Source organism: Pseudomonas sp. CGJS7 (assembly GCF_036961695.1).
Genome location: NZ_JBAMDI010000179.1, coordinates 1 through 17,934 on the forward strand (window position 1 = coordinate 1; position 17,934 = coordinate 17,934).

Genomic DNA, 17,934 nt, shown 5'->3' on the forward strand with positions numbered 1-17,934 from the left:
GCAGTAGTTGCGGATTCGCGGTCGCAGCTTGCGCAGCTCCTACAGGTAGCTCACGGGAGCAGCGGCTAGACCCACTCGCGCGAGGGCAGGGTGTAGCGCCGCTGCGGCCGTCCGACCAGATCGAGGAAGTTGTTGAACACCGCGTCGGCGCGGCCCTGCATGGCCTGGATATGCTCGGCGGTCTGCGCGCGGATCGCCGCTTCGCTGGTGTCCTGGCCGAGTTCGGCCAGTTCCTCGCGGTAGGCCGGATTGGCCAGCCAGCGCTCGATCAGCGGCACGTCCATTTCCAGATGGAACTGAAAACCGTAGGCGCTTTCGCCCCAGCGGAAGGCTTGCTGCTCGCAGCTGTCGGTGCGGGCCAGATGCTGCGCGCCCTGCGGTATCTCGAAACTGTAGCGGTGCCACTGGAACACCGGCGCGGCTTGCGCCAGCGGCGCCAGCACCGGGTCGGCGGCGCAGGCGTCGGTGGGCTGCAGCTGATACCAGCCGATTTCCGGCCGGTGGTGTTTGCGGATCGGCGCGCCCAGCACATGGGCAAGCAATTGCGCGCCCAGGCAGATGCCCAGCACCGGTTTGCCTTGTTCGAGCATGCGTTCGATCGCCAGCAGTTCGGTGCGCAGATGCGGGCGCCGCGCTTGATCTTCGACATTCATCGGACCGCCGAGCACGACCAGGCCGCGGTAGCGGTCGACGTTGGGCTGCGCCTCGGGGTCGCGGTCGAAGTTGGTGAAGCGGATGCGGTGGCCGCGGCCGCGGATCAACGGATCCAGAGTGCCCAGGGGCTCGGCGGCGACGTGTTGGAAAACCAGGATGCGGGACATCGGCGGCGGCGGTGCGAACTATGGCTGCGACTATGCCAAACCCTGGCGGCGATGGGGGCGGGTGGGCTTATGAATTCTCGTGGGCCCTCACTCCAGCCAGCGGGAGAGGGGCAGCGACGATGCTTGCACTTGGCTCCCTCTCCCGCCTGCGGGAGAGGGTTGGGGTGAGGGCGCGCGCGCCCTGAATTTGCGACGCAACCGTATTTCGCGCGCCCTCATCCGGCCCTTCGGGCCACCTTCTCAGCCTTGCACACCCTCGGGCGCCGCTTAGCGGGAGAAGGGAAAAGCGATCAGCGCGGCGAACGCGGCTTGAACGACTTCTTCGGCCCACCGTGCGGCGGACGCGGACCACCCGGGCGCGGGCCGCCCGGACGCGGACCGCCGGGGCCGCGCGGACCGCCCGGACGCGGCGAGCGACCGCCTTCGGCATCGCCCGGACCGGCGCGCTGGATGCGCAGCGGCTGCCCGGCCACGCGCACCTTCTTCAGGTGCTCCATCAACTCGCGCGGCATGCCTTCGGGCAAATCGACCAGGGTGTACTCATCGCGGATGTCGATGCGGCCGATGTAACGGCTTTCCAGATCGGCCTCGTTGGCGATCGCGCCGACGATATTGCCCGGCTGCACGCCGTGGCTGTGGCCGACTTCGATGCGGAAGGTTTCCATGCCGACCTCGGCCTCGCGCGGCGCGCGCTCGTGCGAGCGTTCGCTGCGTTCGGCGCGCGGCGCGGGCGCGTCGTCGTCGAAGAAGGATTCGGCGTGGTTGACCGGCGGACGCGATGCGCTCGGCGGGGTGAACTGACGGTCTTCGTGGCGGTGCGCCGGCGCCGGGCGTTCGTCGCGGGGCGGACGCGCATCGCGGCGCGTGCTGTCGAAACGGTTGTCGTCGCGCTCGCGCCGGTGCGCGCCGGAGTTGGAGGCGTTGTCGCGCTCGTTGAACTTGCGGGTGGCCTGACCGCGGTGCTCGCGCGGGCCGTCGCGTTCTTCGCGCGCGTACTTCGGCAGCGCCGGCGGCGGGGTCAGCAGCAGCGGGTTGTCGCCCTGCACCAGCTTGGCCAGCGCGGCGGCGATTTCCACCGCCGGCACGTTCTTCTCGCGCTCGTAGCGTTCGACCATGTCGCGGAACAGGCCCAGCTCGCTGCTTTCCAGCGCATCGGTGATGCGGCCGAGGAAGCGCGAAACGCGCTGCTCGTTGACGGTCTCAACGCTCGGCAGCTCCATCGGTTCGATCGGCTGGCGGGTGGCGCGCTCGATCGCCCGCAGCATGCCGCGCTCGCGCGGGGTCACGAACAAGATCGCCTCGCCCTTGCGCCCGGCGCGGCCGGTGCGGCCGATCCGGTGGACGTAGCTTTCGGTGTCGTAGGGAATGTCGTAGTTCAGCACGTGGCTGATGCGTTCCACGTCCAGGCCGCGCGCGGCCACGTCGGTGGCGACCAGCACGTCGATCTTGCCGTCCTTGAGGTTCTGGATGGTCTTCTCGCGCTGCGCCTGCTGCACGTCGCCGTTGATCGCCGCGGCGGAGATGCCGCGCGCCGACAGCTTCTCGGCCAGTTCGTCGGTGCCCAGCTTGGTCCGCGCGAACACGATCATCGCGTCGAAGGATTCGGCTTCCAGAATGCGGGTCAGCGCGTCGAGCTTGTGCACGCCGCTGACCGACCAGTAACGCTGGCGGATGTTGGCGGCGGTGGTGGTGGTCGACTTGATCGCGATCTCGACCGGGGTCTTCAGGTAGGTCTGGGCGATGCGCTTGATCTGCGGCGGCATGGTCGCCGAGAACAACGCCACCTGGCGCGATTCCGGGGTCTTCTTGAGCACGTTCTCGACGTCGTCGATAAAGCCCATGCGCAGCATTTCGTCGGCTTCGTCGAGGACCAGGCAGCGCAGCTCGGACAGGTCCAGCGAACCGCGCTCCAGGTGATCGATCACCCGGCCCGGCGTACCGACGACCACATGCACACCGCGCTTGAGCGCCTGCAGCTGCGGGTAGTAGCTCTGGCCGCCGTAGATCGGCAGGACGTGGAAGCCGGGCAGGTGGGTGGCGTACTTCTGGAACGCCTCGGCGACCTGGATCGCCAGCTCGCGGGTCGGTGCCAGCACCAGCGCCTGCGGCTTGAACTGCTTGGGATCGATCTGGGCCAGGATCGGCAGCGCGAACGCGGCGGTCTTGCCGGTGCCGGTCTGGGCCTGGCCGAGCACGTCGCGGCCTTCCAGCAGCGGCGGAATGGTCGCGGCCTGGATCGGCGAGGGCGATTCGTAGCCGACGTCGGCCAGCGCGCGCAGCAGCGGCGCGGACAGGGCCAGATCGGTGAACTTGGGCGAGGCGGGGGCCTCGGACGGGGTATCGGTGGGGGTATTGGGCTTGTCGGCGCTCATGACGAGGCTCCAGCAGCGCCGGCGTGGCCGGTCGGAAGACCGACCAGTTTACTCGCAAGCATGTGGAGCGATGGCTCTTGGCTTGGCGCGGCGCGGGGCGTGTGCGCGAAAACACCTTGATTCAAGCGCTCCAGTGCTGGCACGCGGACCTCGCGCGCGACGTGGACGCGGCCGATTACGCGGTTGGAAATCGGCGAAGTGCGCGAAAACCCGCTTGCTTCGGAACGCAAACGCAGGCGTCGGGCGAAATCGGCGCGGCCATCGGTCGATGGCCGGCTCGGCGGACAGGTCGGTGTTGTGCCGGATCGGTCGATTCGCGGCCTTGGCGCGGATCGGCTTGCATGGTTTGCACGATTGTGCACAATTGGACTCAATCATTAACGATTGGGCCCGCCCATGTCGGTCGAAGAACTCCTGCCCCAGCAACGCCACCGTCTGATTCTCGACCGCCTGCTCGCCCAGGGCCGGGTGATCGCAGTGGATTTGGCGCGCGAACTGGAGGTGTCCCACGACACCATCCGCCGCGATTTGCGCGAGATGGCCGCGGCCGGGCAGTGCCGGCGGGTGTACGGCGGCGCGTTGCCGCTGGCGCCGGACAACGGGCCGATCGCAGTGCGTCAGACCCAGGCGCTGACGCGCAAGGCGGCGTTGGCGAGCGCGGCGGCCGGATTGATCCAGCGCGGGCAGGTGGTGTTCCTGGACGCCGGATCGACCAACCTGGCCATCGCCCAGGCGTTGCCGCGCGGGTTCGCCCTGACCGTGGCGACCAACGCGCCGGGGATCGCCGCGCTGCTGGCGTTGCGCGAGGACATCGAGCTGATCGTGATCGGCGGCCGGGTCGATCCGCGCATCGGCGCCAGCCTCGGCGGCGGTGCGATCCGCGACGTCGAGGCCATCCGCAGCGATGTGTATTTCCTCGGCGTATGCGGCGCCGACGCGCAGGCCGGAGTGAGCGCGTTGGGCTTCGAGGACGCCCAGTTCAAGCAGGCCGCCGCGGCGGTCAGCCGCGCGGTGGTGGCGGTGGCGACCGACGAAAAACTCGGCACCGCCGGGCCGTACGCGGTGTTGCCCGCCGACGGTTTGAACACCTTGGTGATCGAGCACGGCGCCGATGTGGCCAAGGCCAAGGCGTTCGCGCAACTGGGCGTGCGGGTGGTGCGGGCGCAGCCGGCGCAGTGATCGCGGCGCTGGGCGCAACGCGTCGGCGCGCGGGTCATGCGCTTTGTTTCGAGCGGTCGAATCGGGTCGTGCCCGAGCCGCTGTCCTGAGTTCATTCGAATCCAATCGAGTACCGGAGTCCGAAATCCCCATGAGCGAATCCGAGTCCAACCCTATCGCCGCGCAAACCGTCGATGCGGCCTCCGCGGCGGCCGCGCCGTCGTCGCGCGCCGGCAGCGCGACGATCGGCGCCAGCGAGCGCCTGTCCACCCGCATCGCGTTCTTCATCGCCGGATTGGCGATGGCCGCGTGGGCGCCGTTGGTGCCGTACGCGAAGGCCCGCACCGGCGTCGACGACGGCACCTTGGGTTTGTTGCTGCTCGCGCTCGGCGCCGGTTCGATGGCGACCATGCCGCTGACCGGGGCGATCGCCGCGCGTTACGGCTGCCGGCGGGTGATTCTGTTCGCCAGCGCGGTGGTCTGCGCGACCTTGCCGCTGCTGGCGCAACTGTCCACGGTGCCGTCGATGGCGTTGGCCTTGTTCGGCTTCGGTGCGGCGATCGGCAGCATCGATGTCGCCATCAACATCCAGGCGGTGATCGTGGAGAAAGCCAGCGGCCGCGCCTTGATGTCGGGATTTCACGGATTTTTCAGCGTCGGCGGCATCGCCGGCGCAGGCCTGGCCAGCGCGCTGTTGTGGTTTCAGGCCACGCCGCTGACCGCGGCGATGAGCGTGGCGATGTTGCTGGCGTTGCTGATGTTGTTCGGCAGCCGCGGCTTGTTGCGGTACGGCGATGATGGTCAGGGCGGTTCGATGTTCGTGTTGCCGCATGGCATCGTGATCCTGATCGGCGTGCTGTGCTTCATCGTGTTTCTGGCCGAGGGCGCGATGCTGGACTGGAGCGCGCTGCTGCTGGTGTCGGGGCGCGGCGTGCAGCCCGCGGTGGCGGGGATCGGCTATGCGGTGTTCGCCTTGGCGATGACGGTCGGGCGGTTCAGCGGCGATCGGATCGTGCAGCGCTTCGGCGCGCGGCCGGTGCTGGCGCTGGGCGGCGCCTGCGCGGCGGCGGGCTTTCTGTTGGCGGCGCTTTTGCCGTGGGCGTGGGCGACGTTGCTGGGGTTCGCGTTGGTCGGTATCGGCTGTTCCAACATCGTGCCGATCTTGTTCAGCGCGGCCGGCAATCAGAAGGCGATGCCGGCGGGTGCGGCGGTGTCGGCGGTGAGTACGTTGGGTTATGCCGGGATTTTGGCGGGGCCGGCGGGGATTGGTTGGATCGCCAAGGTCGCTAGTTTGCCGTTAGCGTTCGTGTTGCTTGGGGTGGCTTTGGTGGTGGTTGCGGCCAGTGCGCGGATTGCGGCTGGCAGGGGCTGAGTGGCTGCCCTCATCCGCCCTTCGGGCACCTTCTCCCGCAAGCGGGAGAAGGGCTCGTAACCGCCCCTCTCCCAGTAATTGAAAGCCCCTCTCCCGCTTGCGGGAGAGGGGTTGGGGTGAGGGCAGATCTCAACGCCCCCGCCGCGCCAACCACTTATCCAACTGCCCCGCAAACGCCTGCTTATCGCGAGCATGAAACGCCGCCGGCCCACCGGTCTGAACCCCCGCGCCGCGCAACTCCTCCATGAAATTGCGCACCGACAAGCGCTCGGCGATGTTGTCGCGGGTGTACAGCTCCCCGCGCGGATTCAACGCGACCGCGCCCTTTTCCAAAGCCAGCGATGCCAGCGGAATGTCCTGGGTCACCACCAGATCGCCGGCCGCCAGCCGCTGCACGATCTCGTTATCGGCCGCGTCCAACCCGCCCGGCACCTGGATCGAACGGATGTAACGCGAGGGCGGCGTCCGGATCCACTGATTGGCGACCAAGGTCAGCGCGATCCCGGCGCGTTCGGCGGCGCGGAACAGAATCTCCTTGATCGCACCGGGGCAAGCGTCGGCATCGACCCAGATTTGGCTGGCAGTGGTTTCGGTCATGGCGTTAGTCGCAGAGTCAGGCGGCATTTTGACCGGGTTGGCCGACCGCCGCATCCCTTACCATGCGCTCTCCGCCCCAGCATTCGGCCGCGCGCATGATCAAGGTCCATCACCTCAACAATTCCCGTTCCCAGCGCGTGCTGTGGCTGCTGGAGGAATTGCAACTGCCCTACGAGGTGATCCGCTATCAGCGCGACCCCAAAACCATGCTGGCGCCGAAGGAACTGCGTGCGATCCATCCGCTGGGCAAATCGCCGGTGGTGGAACTGGACGGGCAGGTGTTGGCCGAATCGGCCGCGATCATCGAAACCCTGACCGAGCGCTACGACAGCCAGCACCAGGTCTCGCCGCCCTTGCATCCGCTCGACGGCGAGGAGCGCATGCGCTACCGCTACTGGCTGCACTACGCCGAAGGCTCGGCGATGCCGCCGTTGCTGCTGAGCCTGGTGTTCTCGCGGCTCAAGCGCGCGCCGATGCCGTTTTTCGTCAAACCGGTGGCGCGCGGCATCGCCGACAAGGCCATGGCCTCCTTCGTCGGGCCGCAGTTGAAGCTGCATCTGGATTACATCGAAAGCCAACTGAGCCAGCGTCCGTGGTTCGCCGGCGAGCGCTTCACCGCCGCCGACATCCAGATGAGTTTCCCGGTGGAAGCGGCTGCCGCGCGCGCCGGCGGCGAGCGCCCGCAGATGCAGGCTTTCGTCGAACGCATCCGCGCGCGACCGGCGTACCAGCGCGCGCTGGAGAAGGGCGGGCCGTACTCGCTGCTCAGCTGAGCGGCGGCGGCTGCGGTTTCGCGCTTGGATTTCGACTTCGCGGCACCCATTTCAGACACGCCAGCCCAAGCACAGATCCCCATGCACGCACTGCGATTCGACAATGTCTTCGTCCGCGAACTGCCGGGCGATCCCGACTACGGTCCGGGCGTGCGCCAGGTGTTCGACGCGGCGTATTCGCGGGTCGAACCGACCCCGGTCAGCGCGCCGACCCTGTTGGCGTATTCGGCCGAGATGGCCGCGGCCCTGGGCTTCAGCGAGGCGGATGTGGCCAGCGCCGAGTTCGCCGCGGTGTTCGGCGGCAACGCCTTGCTGCCGGGCATGCAGCCGTACGCGGCCAACTACGGCGGCCATCAGTTCGGCAACTGGGCCGGGCAGCTCGGCGACGGCCGCGCGATCTCGCTCGGCGAGGCGGTCGACGCCGCCGGCGCGCGCTGGGAATTGCAACTCAAGGGCGCCGGGCCGACCCCGTACTCGCGCAGCGCCGACGGCCGCGCGGTGCTGCGTTCGTCGATCCGCGAATTCCTGTGCAGCGAGGCGATGCACCACCTGGGCGTGCCGACCACGCGCGCGTTGAGTCTGGTCGCCACCGGCGACTCGGTGATCCGCGACATGTTCTACGACGGCCACCCGCAGGCCGAACCCGGCGCCATCGTCTGCCGGGTCGCACCGTCGTTCATCCGCTTCGGCAATTTCGAACTGCCGGCCTCGCGCGGCGAGACCGCATTGCTGCGGCGTCTGATGGACGTATGCATCGCCCGCGACTTCCCCGAACTGGGCGGCGAGGCACTGGCCTTGTACGCAGCCTGGTTCGCGCAAGTGTGCGAGCGCACCGCGGTGCTGATGGCGCACTGGATGCGGGTCGGCTTCGTCCACGGGGTGATGAATACCGACAACCTGTCGATTCTGGGCCTGACCATCGACTACGGCCCCTACGGCTGGATCGACAACTACGACCCGGACTGGACTCCCAACACCACCGATGCCGGCCGCCGCCGTTACCGCTACGGGCAGCAGCCGCAGGTCGCGTATTGGAATCTCAGCCGTTTGGCCGGCGCGTTGTCGTTGCTGGTCCCGGTGGAAGCGCTGCAGGACGGCCTGCGCCGTTATGTCGAGGCCTACAACGCGACCGAGCGCGACAGCATCGCCGCCAAGCTGGGGCTGCGCGAATGCGGCGACGACGATGTCGAGCTGATGCAGACCTTGCGCGATTGGCTGCAGCAGCACGAAGTGGACATGACCCTCTTCTTCCGCGCCCTGGCCCAGGTCGCGATCGACAGCGATGCGCCCGACGCGGCGGTGTTCGCCGACGCCTATTACGATCCGGCCCTGGCCGAGGCCGGCCAACCGGCCTTGCGCGAATGGCTGGCGCGTTACGCCGCCAGGGCGCGCGCCGACGCCTGGCCCGAGGCCGAGCGTATCGCCCGCATGAACGCGGCCAACCCGCGTTATGTGCTGCGCAACTATCTGGCCCAGCAGGCGATCGACCGCGCCGAGCAAGGCGATCCGGACGGCGTGCGCGAACTGCTTGAGGTGATGCGCCGGCCGTATGCGGATCAGCCCGGCCGCGAGGCCTTCGCCGCCAAGCGCCCGGATTGGGCGCGCGAAAAGGCCGGCTGCTCGATGCTGTCGTGCAGTTCCTGAGCCGGCGCGCGCCGGGCTACAGACGGATACAGCTTTTCGCCGCGCGGCTGCGCACAATCGCGTGATGAGTACGAACTTGTCATTGCGCGTCCTCGGCCCCGCCGACAGCGCGCTGCATCCGGCCTATTGCGATTACGTCGCGCAGGTGTTCATCCAGGCCGACTTTCGCCGCTGGTGCGATTGGCAGCAATGGGGCGAGGACTATCGCGCGTTCTGCCTTTTCGACGGCGAGCGGGTGCTGGCCAACGCGTCGGCGTGGCGGATGCGCTTGCGGGTCGACGGCGTGGAGACCGAAGGTTTTCAGTTAGGCGCGGTCGGCTGCCTGCCCGAGTTCCGCGGGCAGGGACTGGCGCGTCAGGCGATGCAGGCGGCGCTGGCCCACTGCGGCGACGCGCCGGTGTTCTTGTTCTGCAACGAAACCGTGCTCGAGTTCTATCCGCGCTTCGGCTTCAGCCCGGCGCCGCAGCATCTGTTCGCCGCCGATTGCGTGGCCACGCCCGAGGGCGCACCCGCGCCGATCGTGGACTTGGCCGATGCCGCGGTACGCGACGCCTTTCTGCGCGCCGCCGCGGCGGCGCGTCCGGTCAGCGAGCGCTTCGCCGCGCGCGATTACGGCCGCATCGCCACCTGGTATGCGGCCAACGGCTACGCCAGCCCGCTGCGGCGGCTGGATGAGGACACCTGGGTGTTCGCCCAGGCCGAAGACGGGGCGTTGCTGATCGAGGACGTGTTCGCGCGCGGGCCGGTGGATGTGCCGGCGATGATCGGGCGGTTGATCGACGCGCCGATCCATAGCCTGCGCCTGGGCTTCACCCCCGAACGGCTGTGGCCGCGGGCGGTGGCGGTCGGGGTCGAGGACGATGCCGGGCTGTTCGTGCGCAATCTGGCGGTTCTGGCCCAACCCCACCGTTTTCCGCTGTTGGCGCGGACCTGAGCGGCGCGGTGGCGGCGAAGTCCGCGGCCACCGCTTGCAACCGAACGCGGCGTTTGCGCCGGGCCGAAGCCCGCGACGTCAGCCCTTGGCGTTCTTCTTTTCGCTCTTGTCGGCGCGCTTTTCCTTCAGGGTCTTGGCCGGTTTCTTCTTGGTTTCCTTCTTGCGGTCCATGCCTTTGCTCATGGTCTCTCCTCGGCTGGGTGACGGCGCAGCGCGGCCGGAGCCGTGCGCCTGGGCCGATTATGCGCCGGGCCGAACGCCTGTGGATGCGTCCGGGGCGCGCCCGAATCGCCGCCGGACCCGCCGCGCCCGGTAGAATGTCCGGATGCCTCTGATTACCGTCCAGAACGTCGACTACAGCGTCGGCGGCCCGCTCCTGCTCGAAAACGTCGAACTGGCCATCGAAGCGGGCGAACGCATCGCCCTGATCGGCCGCAACGGCGCGGGCAAGTCCACGCTCATGAAACTGCTGGCCGGCGAAATCCACGCAGACGACGGAGAAATTCGCCGCGAGGGCAATACCCGCATCGCCCGGCTCGAACAGGAAGTCCCGCCTGGCGCCGACGGCAGCGTCTTCGACGTGGTCGCCGACGGTCTCGGCGACCTGGGCCATTGGCTGGCCGAGTACCACCACCTTACCCACGGCGACAATTACGACGCCGACAAGCTGGCCGAAGTGCAGGGCAAGATCGAGGCCGCGCAAGGCTGGGGCCTGGATCAGCGGGTCACCGAAACCCTGACCAAGCTCGACCTGGACGGCGATGCCGAGTTCTCCGGCCTGTCCGGAGGGATGAAGCGGCGGGTGCTGCTGGCGCGCGCGCTGGTGTCGGCGCCGGACCTGCTGCTGCTGGACGAACCGACCAACCATCTGGACATCGAAGCCATCGATTGGCTCGAACAATTCCTCAAGTCGTGGCAGGGCGCGCTGTTGTTCGTCACCCACGACCGCCGCTTCCTGCGCGCGCTGGCCACCCGCATCGTCGAAATCGACCGCGGCCAGGTCACCAGCTGGCCCGGCGACTGGGACAACTACGTGCGCCGCCGCGAAGAACGTCTCAACGCCGAAGCGCAGGAGAACGCGCGTTTCGACAAATTGCTGGCGCAGGAAGAAGTGTGGATCCGCCAGGGCATCAAGGCCCGCCGCACCCGCGACGAAGGCCGCGTGCGCCGGCTCAAGGCGATGCGCAACGAGCGCGCCGCGCGCCGCGACACGGTCGGCAACGTGCGCATGGATTTCGCCCAGTCCGAGGCCTCCGGGCGCAAGGTCATCGAGACCAAGGACGTGTCGTTCGATTACGGCGGCAAGCCGCTGCTGCGCGATCTGTCGACCACGGTGTTCCGCGGCGACCGCATCGGCCTGATCGGCCCCAACGGCAGCGGCAAGACCACCTTGCTGAAGATTCTGCTCGGCGAGCTGCAGCCCACCGCCGGTGAGGTGCGCGAAGGCAGCAAGCTGCAGATCGCCTATTTCGACCAGTACCGCGCGACCTTGCGCGAGGACTGGAACGCGTTGGAAAACGTCTCGGAAGGCCGCGAATACGTCGAAGTCGGCGGCAAGAGCAAGCACGTCATCGGCTACTTGCAGGATTTCCTGTTCACCCCCGAACGCGCGCGCGCGCCGATCACCCGCCTGTCCGGCGGCGAACGCAACCGCCTGCTGCTGGCCAAGCTGTTCGCGCAGCCGTCCAACCTGCTGGTGATGGACGAACCGACCAACGATCTGGACGTGGAAACGCTGGAACTGCTGGAAGAGCTGCTCGGCGACTACCCGGGCACCTTGCTGCTGGTCAGCCACGACCGCGACTTCCTCGACAACGTGGTCACCTCCACCCTGGTGATGGAAGGCGACGGCCGGGTCGGCGAATACGTCGGCGGCTACAGCGACTGGCAACGCCAGCGCCCGGCCGGCTACGCCGCCGCGGCCAAGGCCACCGCCAAGGAATCGGCCAAGGCCGCGCCGGTCAAGGCCGAACCGGCCAAGGCCCAGCCCGAAGCGGCGGCGCCCAAGCGCAAGCTCAGCTACAAGGACGCGCGCGAACTGGAGCAACTGCCGGCGCGGATCGAGCAACTGGAAACGCGCGTGGGCGAACTGACCGCGCAGATGAACGAGTCGGCGTTTTATCAGCGCGACAGCGCGGCGATCAATGCGCACAACGCGACTCTGGCGCAGACGCAGGCGGAGTTGGATCAGGCGTATGCGCGGTGGGCGGAGTTGGATGCTTAAGGCGCTTGGTGCCTGAGCGATTCGACGGCGATTCCTGCCGGACGTTACCGTCGCGGCGTACTTTCCTTCGTCATTCCCGCGAACGCGGGAATGACGAGTAAGAGGTGGCGAGAAACTCCCCAGTCCGTCATCCCCGCGAAGGCGGGGATCCAGGGCTTCATCGCGACATGGCTCTGAAGTCTCTGCGGCCCGGCCAGGGCGTAAGCGCCCTGGCGTTCACGGATGCGCGAGCCAGTGGCTCGCAAGCCGCATCCGTTCACCCCCGCCTTCGCGGGGATGACGAGCAAAAGCGGGGCGACGCGTGCCCGTTTCGCCGTGCCGCCGCACCCCTGGCCGCGACCCAACTTCCGACTATTGCGCCCAAGCACCCGCCCGGTTCCAATTCCCTGAACGACGCCGGACGGCCGGCAAGGGGAGTGCGGCGATGCGCGCAATCGGCTCGATCACCACCACCATCACGCTCGCCGCCGCGCTCGCGGCCGGCGGCGCCAACGCCGCGGTCAAGGACTCGGCGGCCAACGGTTTCACCATCGAAAACGAGCAGACGGTGCCGGTCGACCCAGCCACCGCCTGGAAAGCGCTGACCGAGGACGTCGACCGCTGGTGGCCGAAGGACCACACCTGGTGGGGCGCCGCCTCGACGCTGTCGATCGACCCGCGCGCCGGCGGCTGTTTCTGCGAGATCGGCCGCGACGGCAAGCAGCAGGCGCAGCACATGAGCGTGAGCTTCGTCGATCCGGGCAAGACCCTGCGCCTGCTCGGCGGCCTGGGCCCGTTGCAGGGCATGGGAGTGAGCGGGGCGATGGAATTCCGGCTCAGCCCGGCCAAGGACGGCGGCACCCGCATCGTCCTGTACTACCGCGCCGGCGGTTACGGCCCGGACGATCTGAGCAAATTCGTGCCGGTGATCGACAAAGTGCAGGCGCTGCAACTGGGCGGCTTGGCCGACTACCTGCGCAAGCCGCGCGCGGCCGGGGCGAAAGCAGAGGAAAAGCGTCCGTGAATCCGCAACCGGCCTATCGCACCCGCCACGATCGCGGCGCGGTGCTGGCCACGCATCGCCATCGCGAGGCGTACGCGGCGTTGGTGCTGGACGGCGACTACACCGAATCCAGCCTCGACGGCCCGCTGCCGTGCCGGCCCGGCACCCTGATCCTGCATCCGCCGTATCACGCCCACGGCGACCGCTTCGGCCGGATCGGCGCCAGCGCGATCAATATCGAACTCTCCGACGAAACGGCCGCGCGCCTGGTCGACGGCAGCGCCAGCGCCTGGCAGGTGCACGATCTGCGCGAGGCCTTGGACGTGTTCCAGCGCAGCCCGCGCGAACTGCCGCAGCTGCTGGCCTGCGCCGCGCCGCAGGCCGCGGTCGAATTGCCGGACTGGCAGGGCGAACTGCTGCGCGGCATGGACGAAAGCGACGACGACATCGCCCTGATCGCGCGCCGCCTCGGCGTTTCGGCCGAACACGCCAGCCGCGCGCTCGGCCGCAGCTTCGGCATGTCGCCGCGGGCGTTGCGGCGCGAGGCGCGCTGGCGCCGGGCGCTGCGGATGTTGCGCGGGCCGATGCCGCTGGTCGAGGTCGCCGCCGCCGCGGGTTTCGCCGATCAAAGCCATCTGCACCGGATCGTCGTCGCCCACGCCGGCTGCACCCCGGCGCGGTTGCGGCAACAGATCAAGTACGTACAAGACCGGGGACTGGCGGCCGCGGCTTAATGGCTCCAACGCGACACCGCGTTCACGGAGATCCCCCAATGCACGCTGCCCTGAAGAAGATGTCCCTGCTGCCCGCCGTCGCCGCGCTGCCGCTGCTGATCGCCTGCGCGATCGCCGCCGCCGCCGATGTGCCCAAGCAAGCCGACAGCGGCCCGCTCGCGGCCAAGGCGGTCAGCGACGCGCTCGGCGCGGTCCTGCGCGCCGACGTGCCGACCGCGTTGACCGCGCTGAAATCCGCGCCGGTCGATCAGTTCAACGCCAAGGACGCCACCTTCCGCAGCTGCATGCTCGAACGCCACGAGCGCAAGACGCCGCCGGCCCTGGTCGGCACCGCCACCGACCCGCTGGCCAAGCAGACGCTGGAGATCTACCAGCGCTATTGGTGGCAGGCCGTGCGCGATCCGGCCAGCCGTCCGGCCGAGGAAAAACAGCTGAAAACCAAGCTCGCCGCGCTGCTGGGCGAGCAGCCGCCAGCCGACGGCGAGGACGCGTTCGAGGCGTTGACCGACCGGCTCAGCGCCGAACTGGGCAAGCGCGGCTTCCACGCCCTGCAGGGCCGCACGCCGCCGCTGTACGACTTGTTCCTGTGGGGCAAGCAGGACGAAAAGGACTACACCGTCGATCTGCCCGACGGTTCCAAACAACCGGTGCGGGTGTTCCTGATGGACGAATGGGTCAGCCGCGGCTGGAGCCGCTACAGCGCCTGCGAAACCAGCGGCGCCGCCGGTTGGGCCAAACCCGAGGGCCTGTACGCGGTGCGCTCGGCCTACGGCGATCTCACCGGCGAGGACTTCCAGGCCAGCTTCCTCGGCCACGAAGCCCAGCACTTCGCCGACCTCAAGCGTTGGCCGAAGATGGAGCCGTGGGTGCTGGAGTACCGGGCCAAGCTGACCGAGTTGTTCAAATCGAATACGACCTACAAGAACCTGCTGTCCAAGTTCTACCGCAGCCGCGACGACAACCCCGATCATCCGCATCCTTACGCGAACAAGAAGGTGATCGTCGACATCGTCGCCAAGCTGGGGCTGCCGGCCGACACCGATCTGAACCAGGCCGATCCGCTGGCGGTGCGCAAGGCCGCGAGCGAGGTGTTGATCGAGGACACCCGCAAGCGCGAGGCGGAAACGCCCGCCAAGAGCGAGCCGGCGAAGGGCGCGGGCGAGGCGGCCAAGCCCAAGTCGTGATCGGACGCTTTGGGATAAGACGGCATCGATAAGAGCACTGCGCCGCGGCTCGGAAACTCCCGGGCCGCGGTGTTGCCGCGAGCGCAGTAAACTGTCGGCATGCAACAGAATTCATTGTTCGGCGATGCGCCGCCGCCCAGCGCCGATATCCATCGATTGTTCTTCGCCTTGTTGCCCGATGAAGCCACGCGCCAGCGTATGGCCGAGGTCGCGGCCGGCGTGCGCGCGGGCCACGAAGGCGGCGGCCGTCTGATCGGCGCGCATCGCTATCACCTGACCTTGCAGTTCCTTGGCGACGCCCACCAGTTCCAGGCCGACCGCGCCGCCGCCGCGCAAGCCGCAGCCGGCGAGGTCGCCGCCGGCGCGTTCGAACTGCGGCTCGATCGTGCGGGCAGTTTCCGCAACCGTTCGATCCCGTGGTGGCTGGGCTGCGAGCGCACGCCCGAGGCGTTGCAGGCCTTGTTCGACCGGCTCGGCGTGGCCTTGGCCAAGCGCGGGGTGCGGGTGGAGGGCGGCCATCAGCTGACCCCGCACGTGACCATCCTGCGCGACGCCAGCGCGCATCTGCATCCGCCGGTCGCGGTCGAGCCCATCGTCTGGCGGGTCGCCGATTTCGCCCTGATCCACAGCCAACTGGGCTCGCGCAACGCCTACACCGTGCTGGGGCAGTGGCCGCTGGCGGATTGAGCGGCGCACAATGGGCCATCCTCGGCAGGGATGGCGGCCATGGCGCAGCGCAAGTCGGTAACGGCGGCAACGGCGAAAGCCGGTGCCGCGAAAGCGGGTTCGCTCAAGACCGGTTCGGGCGGAGCCGTCGCGAAGAAGAGCGCGGCCAAAACTGTCGCGAAGAAAAGCGCGACTAAAAGCGCCGCTGCGAAGAGGTCAGTGGCCAAAGCCGCGAGCGACGCGCCGTCTTCGGATCCGCGCATCGACGCCTATATCGCCAAGTCCGCGCCGTTCGCACGGCCGATCCTCGAACACCTGCGCGGTGTGGTGCATGCGGCCTGTCCGGCGGTGGAGGAATCGATCAAATGGGGCATGCCGAGCTTTGTCTATCGCGGCAAGCTGATGTGCGGGATGGCCGCGTTCAAGCAGCACGCGACGTTCGGGTTCTGGCAGGGCGCCAATATCGTCGGCGCCGAACAATCCGCGGGCAGCGATGCGATGGGGCAGTTCGGCCGTTTGAGCACGCTCGCCGATCTGCCGGGGAAACGCGAACTCGGCGCGTTGGTGAAGCAGGCGATGGCGTTGATCGAATCGGGGGCCAAGCGTCCGCCGACCAAGAGCGCGCAAGCCAAGCCGCCGGTGCAGGCGCCGGCCGATTTGAAGGCCGCGTTGGGCAAGAATGCCAAGGCCAGGGCGACCTTCGCGGCGTTTCCGCCGAGTCAGCAGCGCGAGTATGTGGAGTGGATCGAGTCGGCCAAGCGCGAGGCGACGCGGACGTCGCGGCTGGCGCAGGCGGTGGAGTGGATGGCCGAGGGCAAGGTTCGTAATTGGAAGTACATGGAGAAATAGGTCGGGCGGTTGCGCGGCGGTTTGGGCCGGGGCCGCTATGACTTGTCGCCTGGGCTATCGCAGGCCACCGGCACACCTCCAGCTGGTGAAAGCCTCGCGTCCCCGTCATTCCGGCGAAAGCCCCACTTCCCCGTCATTCCGGCGAAAGCCGGAATCCATTTTGACGTTGCTGTTGCTGTTGCCGTAAGTAGCTTGGAGCAACAGCAAGATCAAAATGGATTCCGGCTTTCGCCGGAATGACGGGTGGGGGAGTTTCGGTTGGGGCGGAACAGATTTAGGACGAAGCGCGACCCGGACCGCGCACGGTCCGGATCGCCAAACCACGATCAACTCAACGGCGGAAATCCGCTGCGAATCCGATCAACCAACTCAACGACGGAAATCCACCGCAAAGCCGATCAACGTGCCCGGAATACGGCTCTTGCCCGCCGGGCAAGCCGCGTCCAGCGCGACCTGCGCGCGCTCGCCGGTGGCGCGGTTCACGCAGACTTCGAACTGCTCGCCCGCACCGGTCTGGGTGACGCTGTAGTCGTTGTCGCTGCCGATCAGCACCAGATGCTTGCCGCCGCGCAGACGCGGGCCGATCGCCAGACCTTCCAGCTTTTCCGGGATGTCGCGCGCGCCGGCATCGCGCAGCGCGGCCAGGATGTCCAGTTCCGGCGCCTTGGCCACCGCGCGCACGCCAGCGGGCAAGTCGTCGCTGCCGGCCAGCGAACGCTCGGCGACGTTGGTCGCGCCGCGCAGGGAAATGCGGTACACGCGCTTGTGCAACGGCGCTGCGGTGACTTCCACGCCCAGGCCGCGGTTGTCGCGTTCCAGCACCAGGAACTCGCGGTCGCTGAGCGCGTGGATCGCGCTCAGGCCGATGCTGCGGCCTTGGTGGGTCGCGGAGAAATCGTCGGCGATCGACGGGTCGATCGCGTTCAGATCGGCGATGGGTTCCAGCCGGTACACGTACTGGGCGCGCGAACGGCCGCTGCGCAGATCGAACTCGACGATGCGCACGTTGCGGCTGCGGCGGCCGTCGTTGTTGCTGCCTTCCTGGGTCAGCGGGTCTTGCATCACCGCGTACAACTTGTCGCCCGAGGCGTTGAGGGTCAGGCCTTCGAAGCCGCGGTTGTCTTGACGGCCTTCGACCACCAGCTTGCGGTCGCCGACGTAATCGAGCTTGCCTTGCGCGTTGCGCGGCAGCAGGTTGGCCGGCGTGGCGAAGGCGCGCAGCAGGCGGCCGTTGGGCGTGAACTCGTACACGCTCGGGCCGTATTCGTCGGCGACGTAAAAATGGCCGTTGCGGCCGATCGCCAGGCCTTCGGGATCGAAGCTCAGGCCGAGCTTGGACGCGTCGCCGTTGAGTAACTGCGGATTCAGGCCATTGAAGCTGTCGCCGCGCCAGATGCTGAACAGCACGGTCTTGTCGATGACCGGCTGGCCGATGCGGCCGCTGCGATGGTCGTAGGGGATGCGCAGGCGTTGCAGGCGGGTGGCGTAGTCGATCACGCCGCCGCCGGGGCCGCGGTCGGACAGGGCGTACCAATAGCCGTCGCGCGGGTTGTAGGTGAGGTCGGAGTAGAAACCGAAGCGGTTGAGGTTGGCCTGGTCGGGCGTGCCCGGCGGCAGGCGCACC

At 68.2% G+C, this 17,934-nt stretch carries 15 protein-coding genes; 11 read left to right on the plus strand and 4 right to left on the minus strand.

Annotated features, from left to right (window positions below; genetic code table 11):
• Positions 1–65: 65 nt before the first annotated feature.
• Positions 66–821, minus strand: a complete 756-nt coding sequence (locus V7787_RS48445; protein ID WP_336094799.1) for a type 1 glutamine amidotransferase — start codon at positions 819–821, stop codon at positions 66–68.
• 290 nt (positions 822–1,111) lie between these two features.
• The gene (locus V7787_RS48450) at positions 1,112–3,193 is read right to left on the minus strand and encodes a DEAD/DEAH box helicase (protein ID WP_336094800.1); all 2,082 of its coding nucleotides are present in this window, start codon (positions 3,191–3,193) and stop codon (positions 1,112–1,114) included.
• Between the two features lie 396 nt (positions 3,194–3,589).
• Here V7787_RS48450 and V7787_RS48455 point away from each other — a divergent pair, with 396 nt between their 5' ends.
• Both V7787_RS48455 and V7787_RS48460 read left to right on the plus strand, forming a co-directional pair.
• A complete protein-coding gene (locus V7787_RS48455) occupies positions 3,590–4,372 on the plus strand; it encodes a DeoR/GlpR family DNA-binding transcription regulator (RefSeq protein WP_336094801.1) in 783 nt (260 codons plus the stop codon).
• A 130-nt stretch (positions 4,373–4,502) separates the two neighbouring features.
• On the plus strand, positions 4,503–5,723 hold the full coding sequence (locus V7787_RS48460; RefSeq protein WP_336094802.1) for an MFS transporter: 1,221 nt from the start codon (positions 4,503–4,505) through the stop codon (positions 5,721–5,723).
• Between the two features lie 129 nt (positions 5,724–5,852).
• Here the strand turns inward: V7787_RS48460 and V7787_RS48465 are convergent, their stop codons facing one another.
• Positions 5,853–6,320 (minus strand): YaiI/YqxD family protein, encoded by a 468-nt coding sequence (locus tag V7787_RS48465; protein WP_336094803.1) that lies wholly within the window; start codon positions 6,318–6,320, stop codon positions 5,853–5,855.
• A 95-nt stretch (positions 6,321–6,415) separates the two neighbouring features.
• On the opposite strand from V7787_RS48465, the gene V7787_RS48470 reads away from it, so the two are divergent.
• From V7787_RS48470 to V7787_RS48510, 9 genes are all read left to right on the plus strand, one after another.
• Complete coding sequence (locus V7787_RS48470; RefSeq protein ID WP_336094813.1) at positions 6,416–7,093, plus strand: glutathione S-transferase family protein; 678 nt, start codon at positions 6,416–6,418, stop codon at positions 7,091–7,093.
• Positions 7,094–7,174: 81 nt separating this feature from the next.
• On the plus strand, positions 7,175–8,737 hold the full coding sequence (locus V7787_RS48475; protein WP_336094804.1) for a protein adenylyltransferase SelO: 1,563 nt from the start codon (positions 7,175–7,177) through the stop codon (positions 8,735–8,737).
• A 64-nt stretch (positions 8,738–8,801) separates the two neighbouring features.
• Entirely contained in the window at positions 8,802–9,671 is an 870-nt protein-coding gene (locus V7787_RS48480; protein ID WP_336094805.1) for a GNAT family N-acetyltransferase, read from the plus strand.
• Positions 9,672–9,996: 325 nt separating this feature from the next.
• Positions 9,997–11,895: an ATP-binding cassette domain-containing protein gene (locus tag V7787_RS48485; RefSeq protein WP_336094806.1), complete on the plus strand. Its 1,899-nt coding sequence runs from the start codon at positions 9,997–9,999 to the stop codon at positions 11,893–11,895.
• 424 nt (positions 11,896–12,319) lie between these two features.
• Complete coding sequence (locus V7787_RS48490) at positions 12,320–12,898, plus strand: SRPBCC family protein (protein WP_336094807.1); 579 nt, start codon at positions 12,320–12,322, stop codon at positions 12,896–12,898.
• The gene (locus tag V7787_RS48495; RefSeq protein ID WP_336094808.1) at positions 12,895–13,611 is read left to right on the plus strand and encodes an AraC family transcriptional regulator; all 717 of its coding nucleotides are present in this window, start codon (positions 12,895–12,897) and stop codon (positions 13,609–13,611) included. The genes V7787_RS48490 and V7787_RS48495 overlap by 4 nt, the downstream gene beginning before the upstream one ends.
• Positions 13,612–13,649: 38 nt before the next feature.
• On the plus strand, positions 13,650–14,795 hold the full coding sequence (locus tag V7787_RS48500) for a hypothetical protein (protein WP_336094809.1): 1,146 nt from the start codon (positions 13,650–13,652) through the stop codon (positions 14,793–14,795).
• Positions 14,796–14,894: 99 nt separating this feature from the next.
• The gene (gene thpR, locus V7787_RS48505; RefSeq protein WP_336094810.1) at positions 14,895–15,482 is read left to right on the plus strand and encodes an RNA 2',3'-cyclic phosphodiesterase; all 588 of its coding nucleotides are present in this window, start codon (positions 14,895–14,897) and stop codon (positions 15,480–15,482) included.
• 39 nt (positions 15,483–15,521) lie between these two features.
• Positions 15,522–16,310, plus strand: a complete 789-nt coding sequence (locus tag V7787_RS48510) for a YdeI/OmpD-associated family protein (RefSeq protein WP_336094811.1) — start codon at positions 15,522–15,524, stop codon at positions 16,308–16,310.
• Between the two features lie 369 nt (positions 16,311–16,679).
• Here the strand turns inward: V7787_RS48510 and V7787_RS48515 are convergent.
• Positions 16,680–17,934 (minus strand): esterase-like activity of phytase family protein (locus tag V7787_RS48515; RefSeq protein ID WP_336094812.1); only part of this gene is annotated, 1,255 nt, incomplete at its 5' end.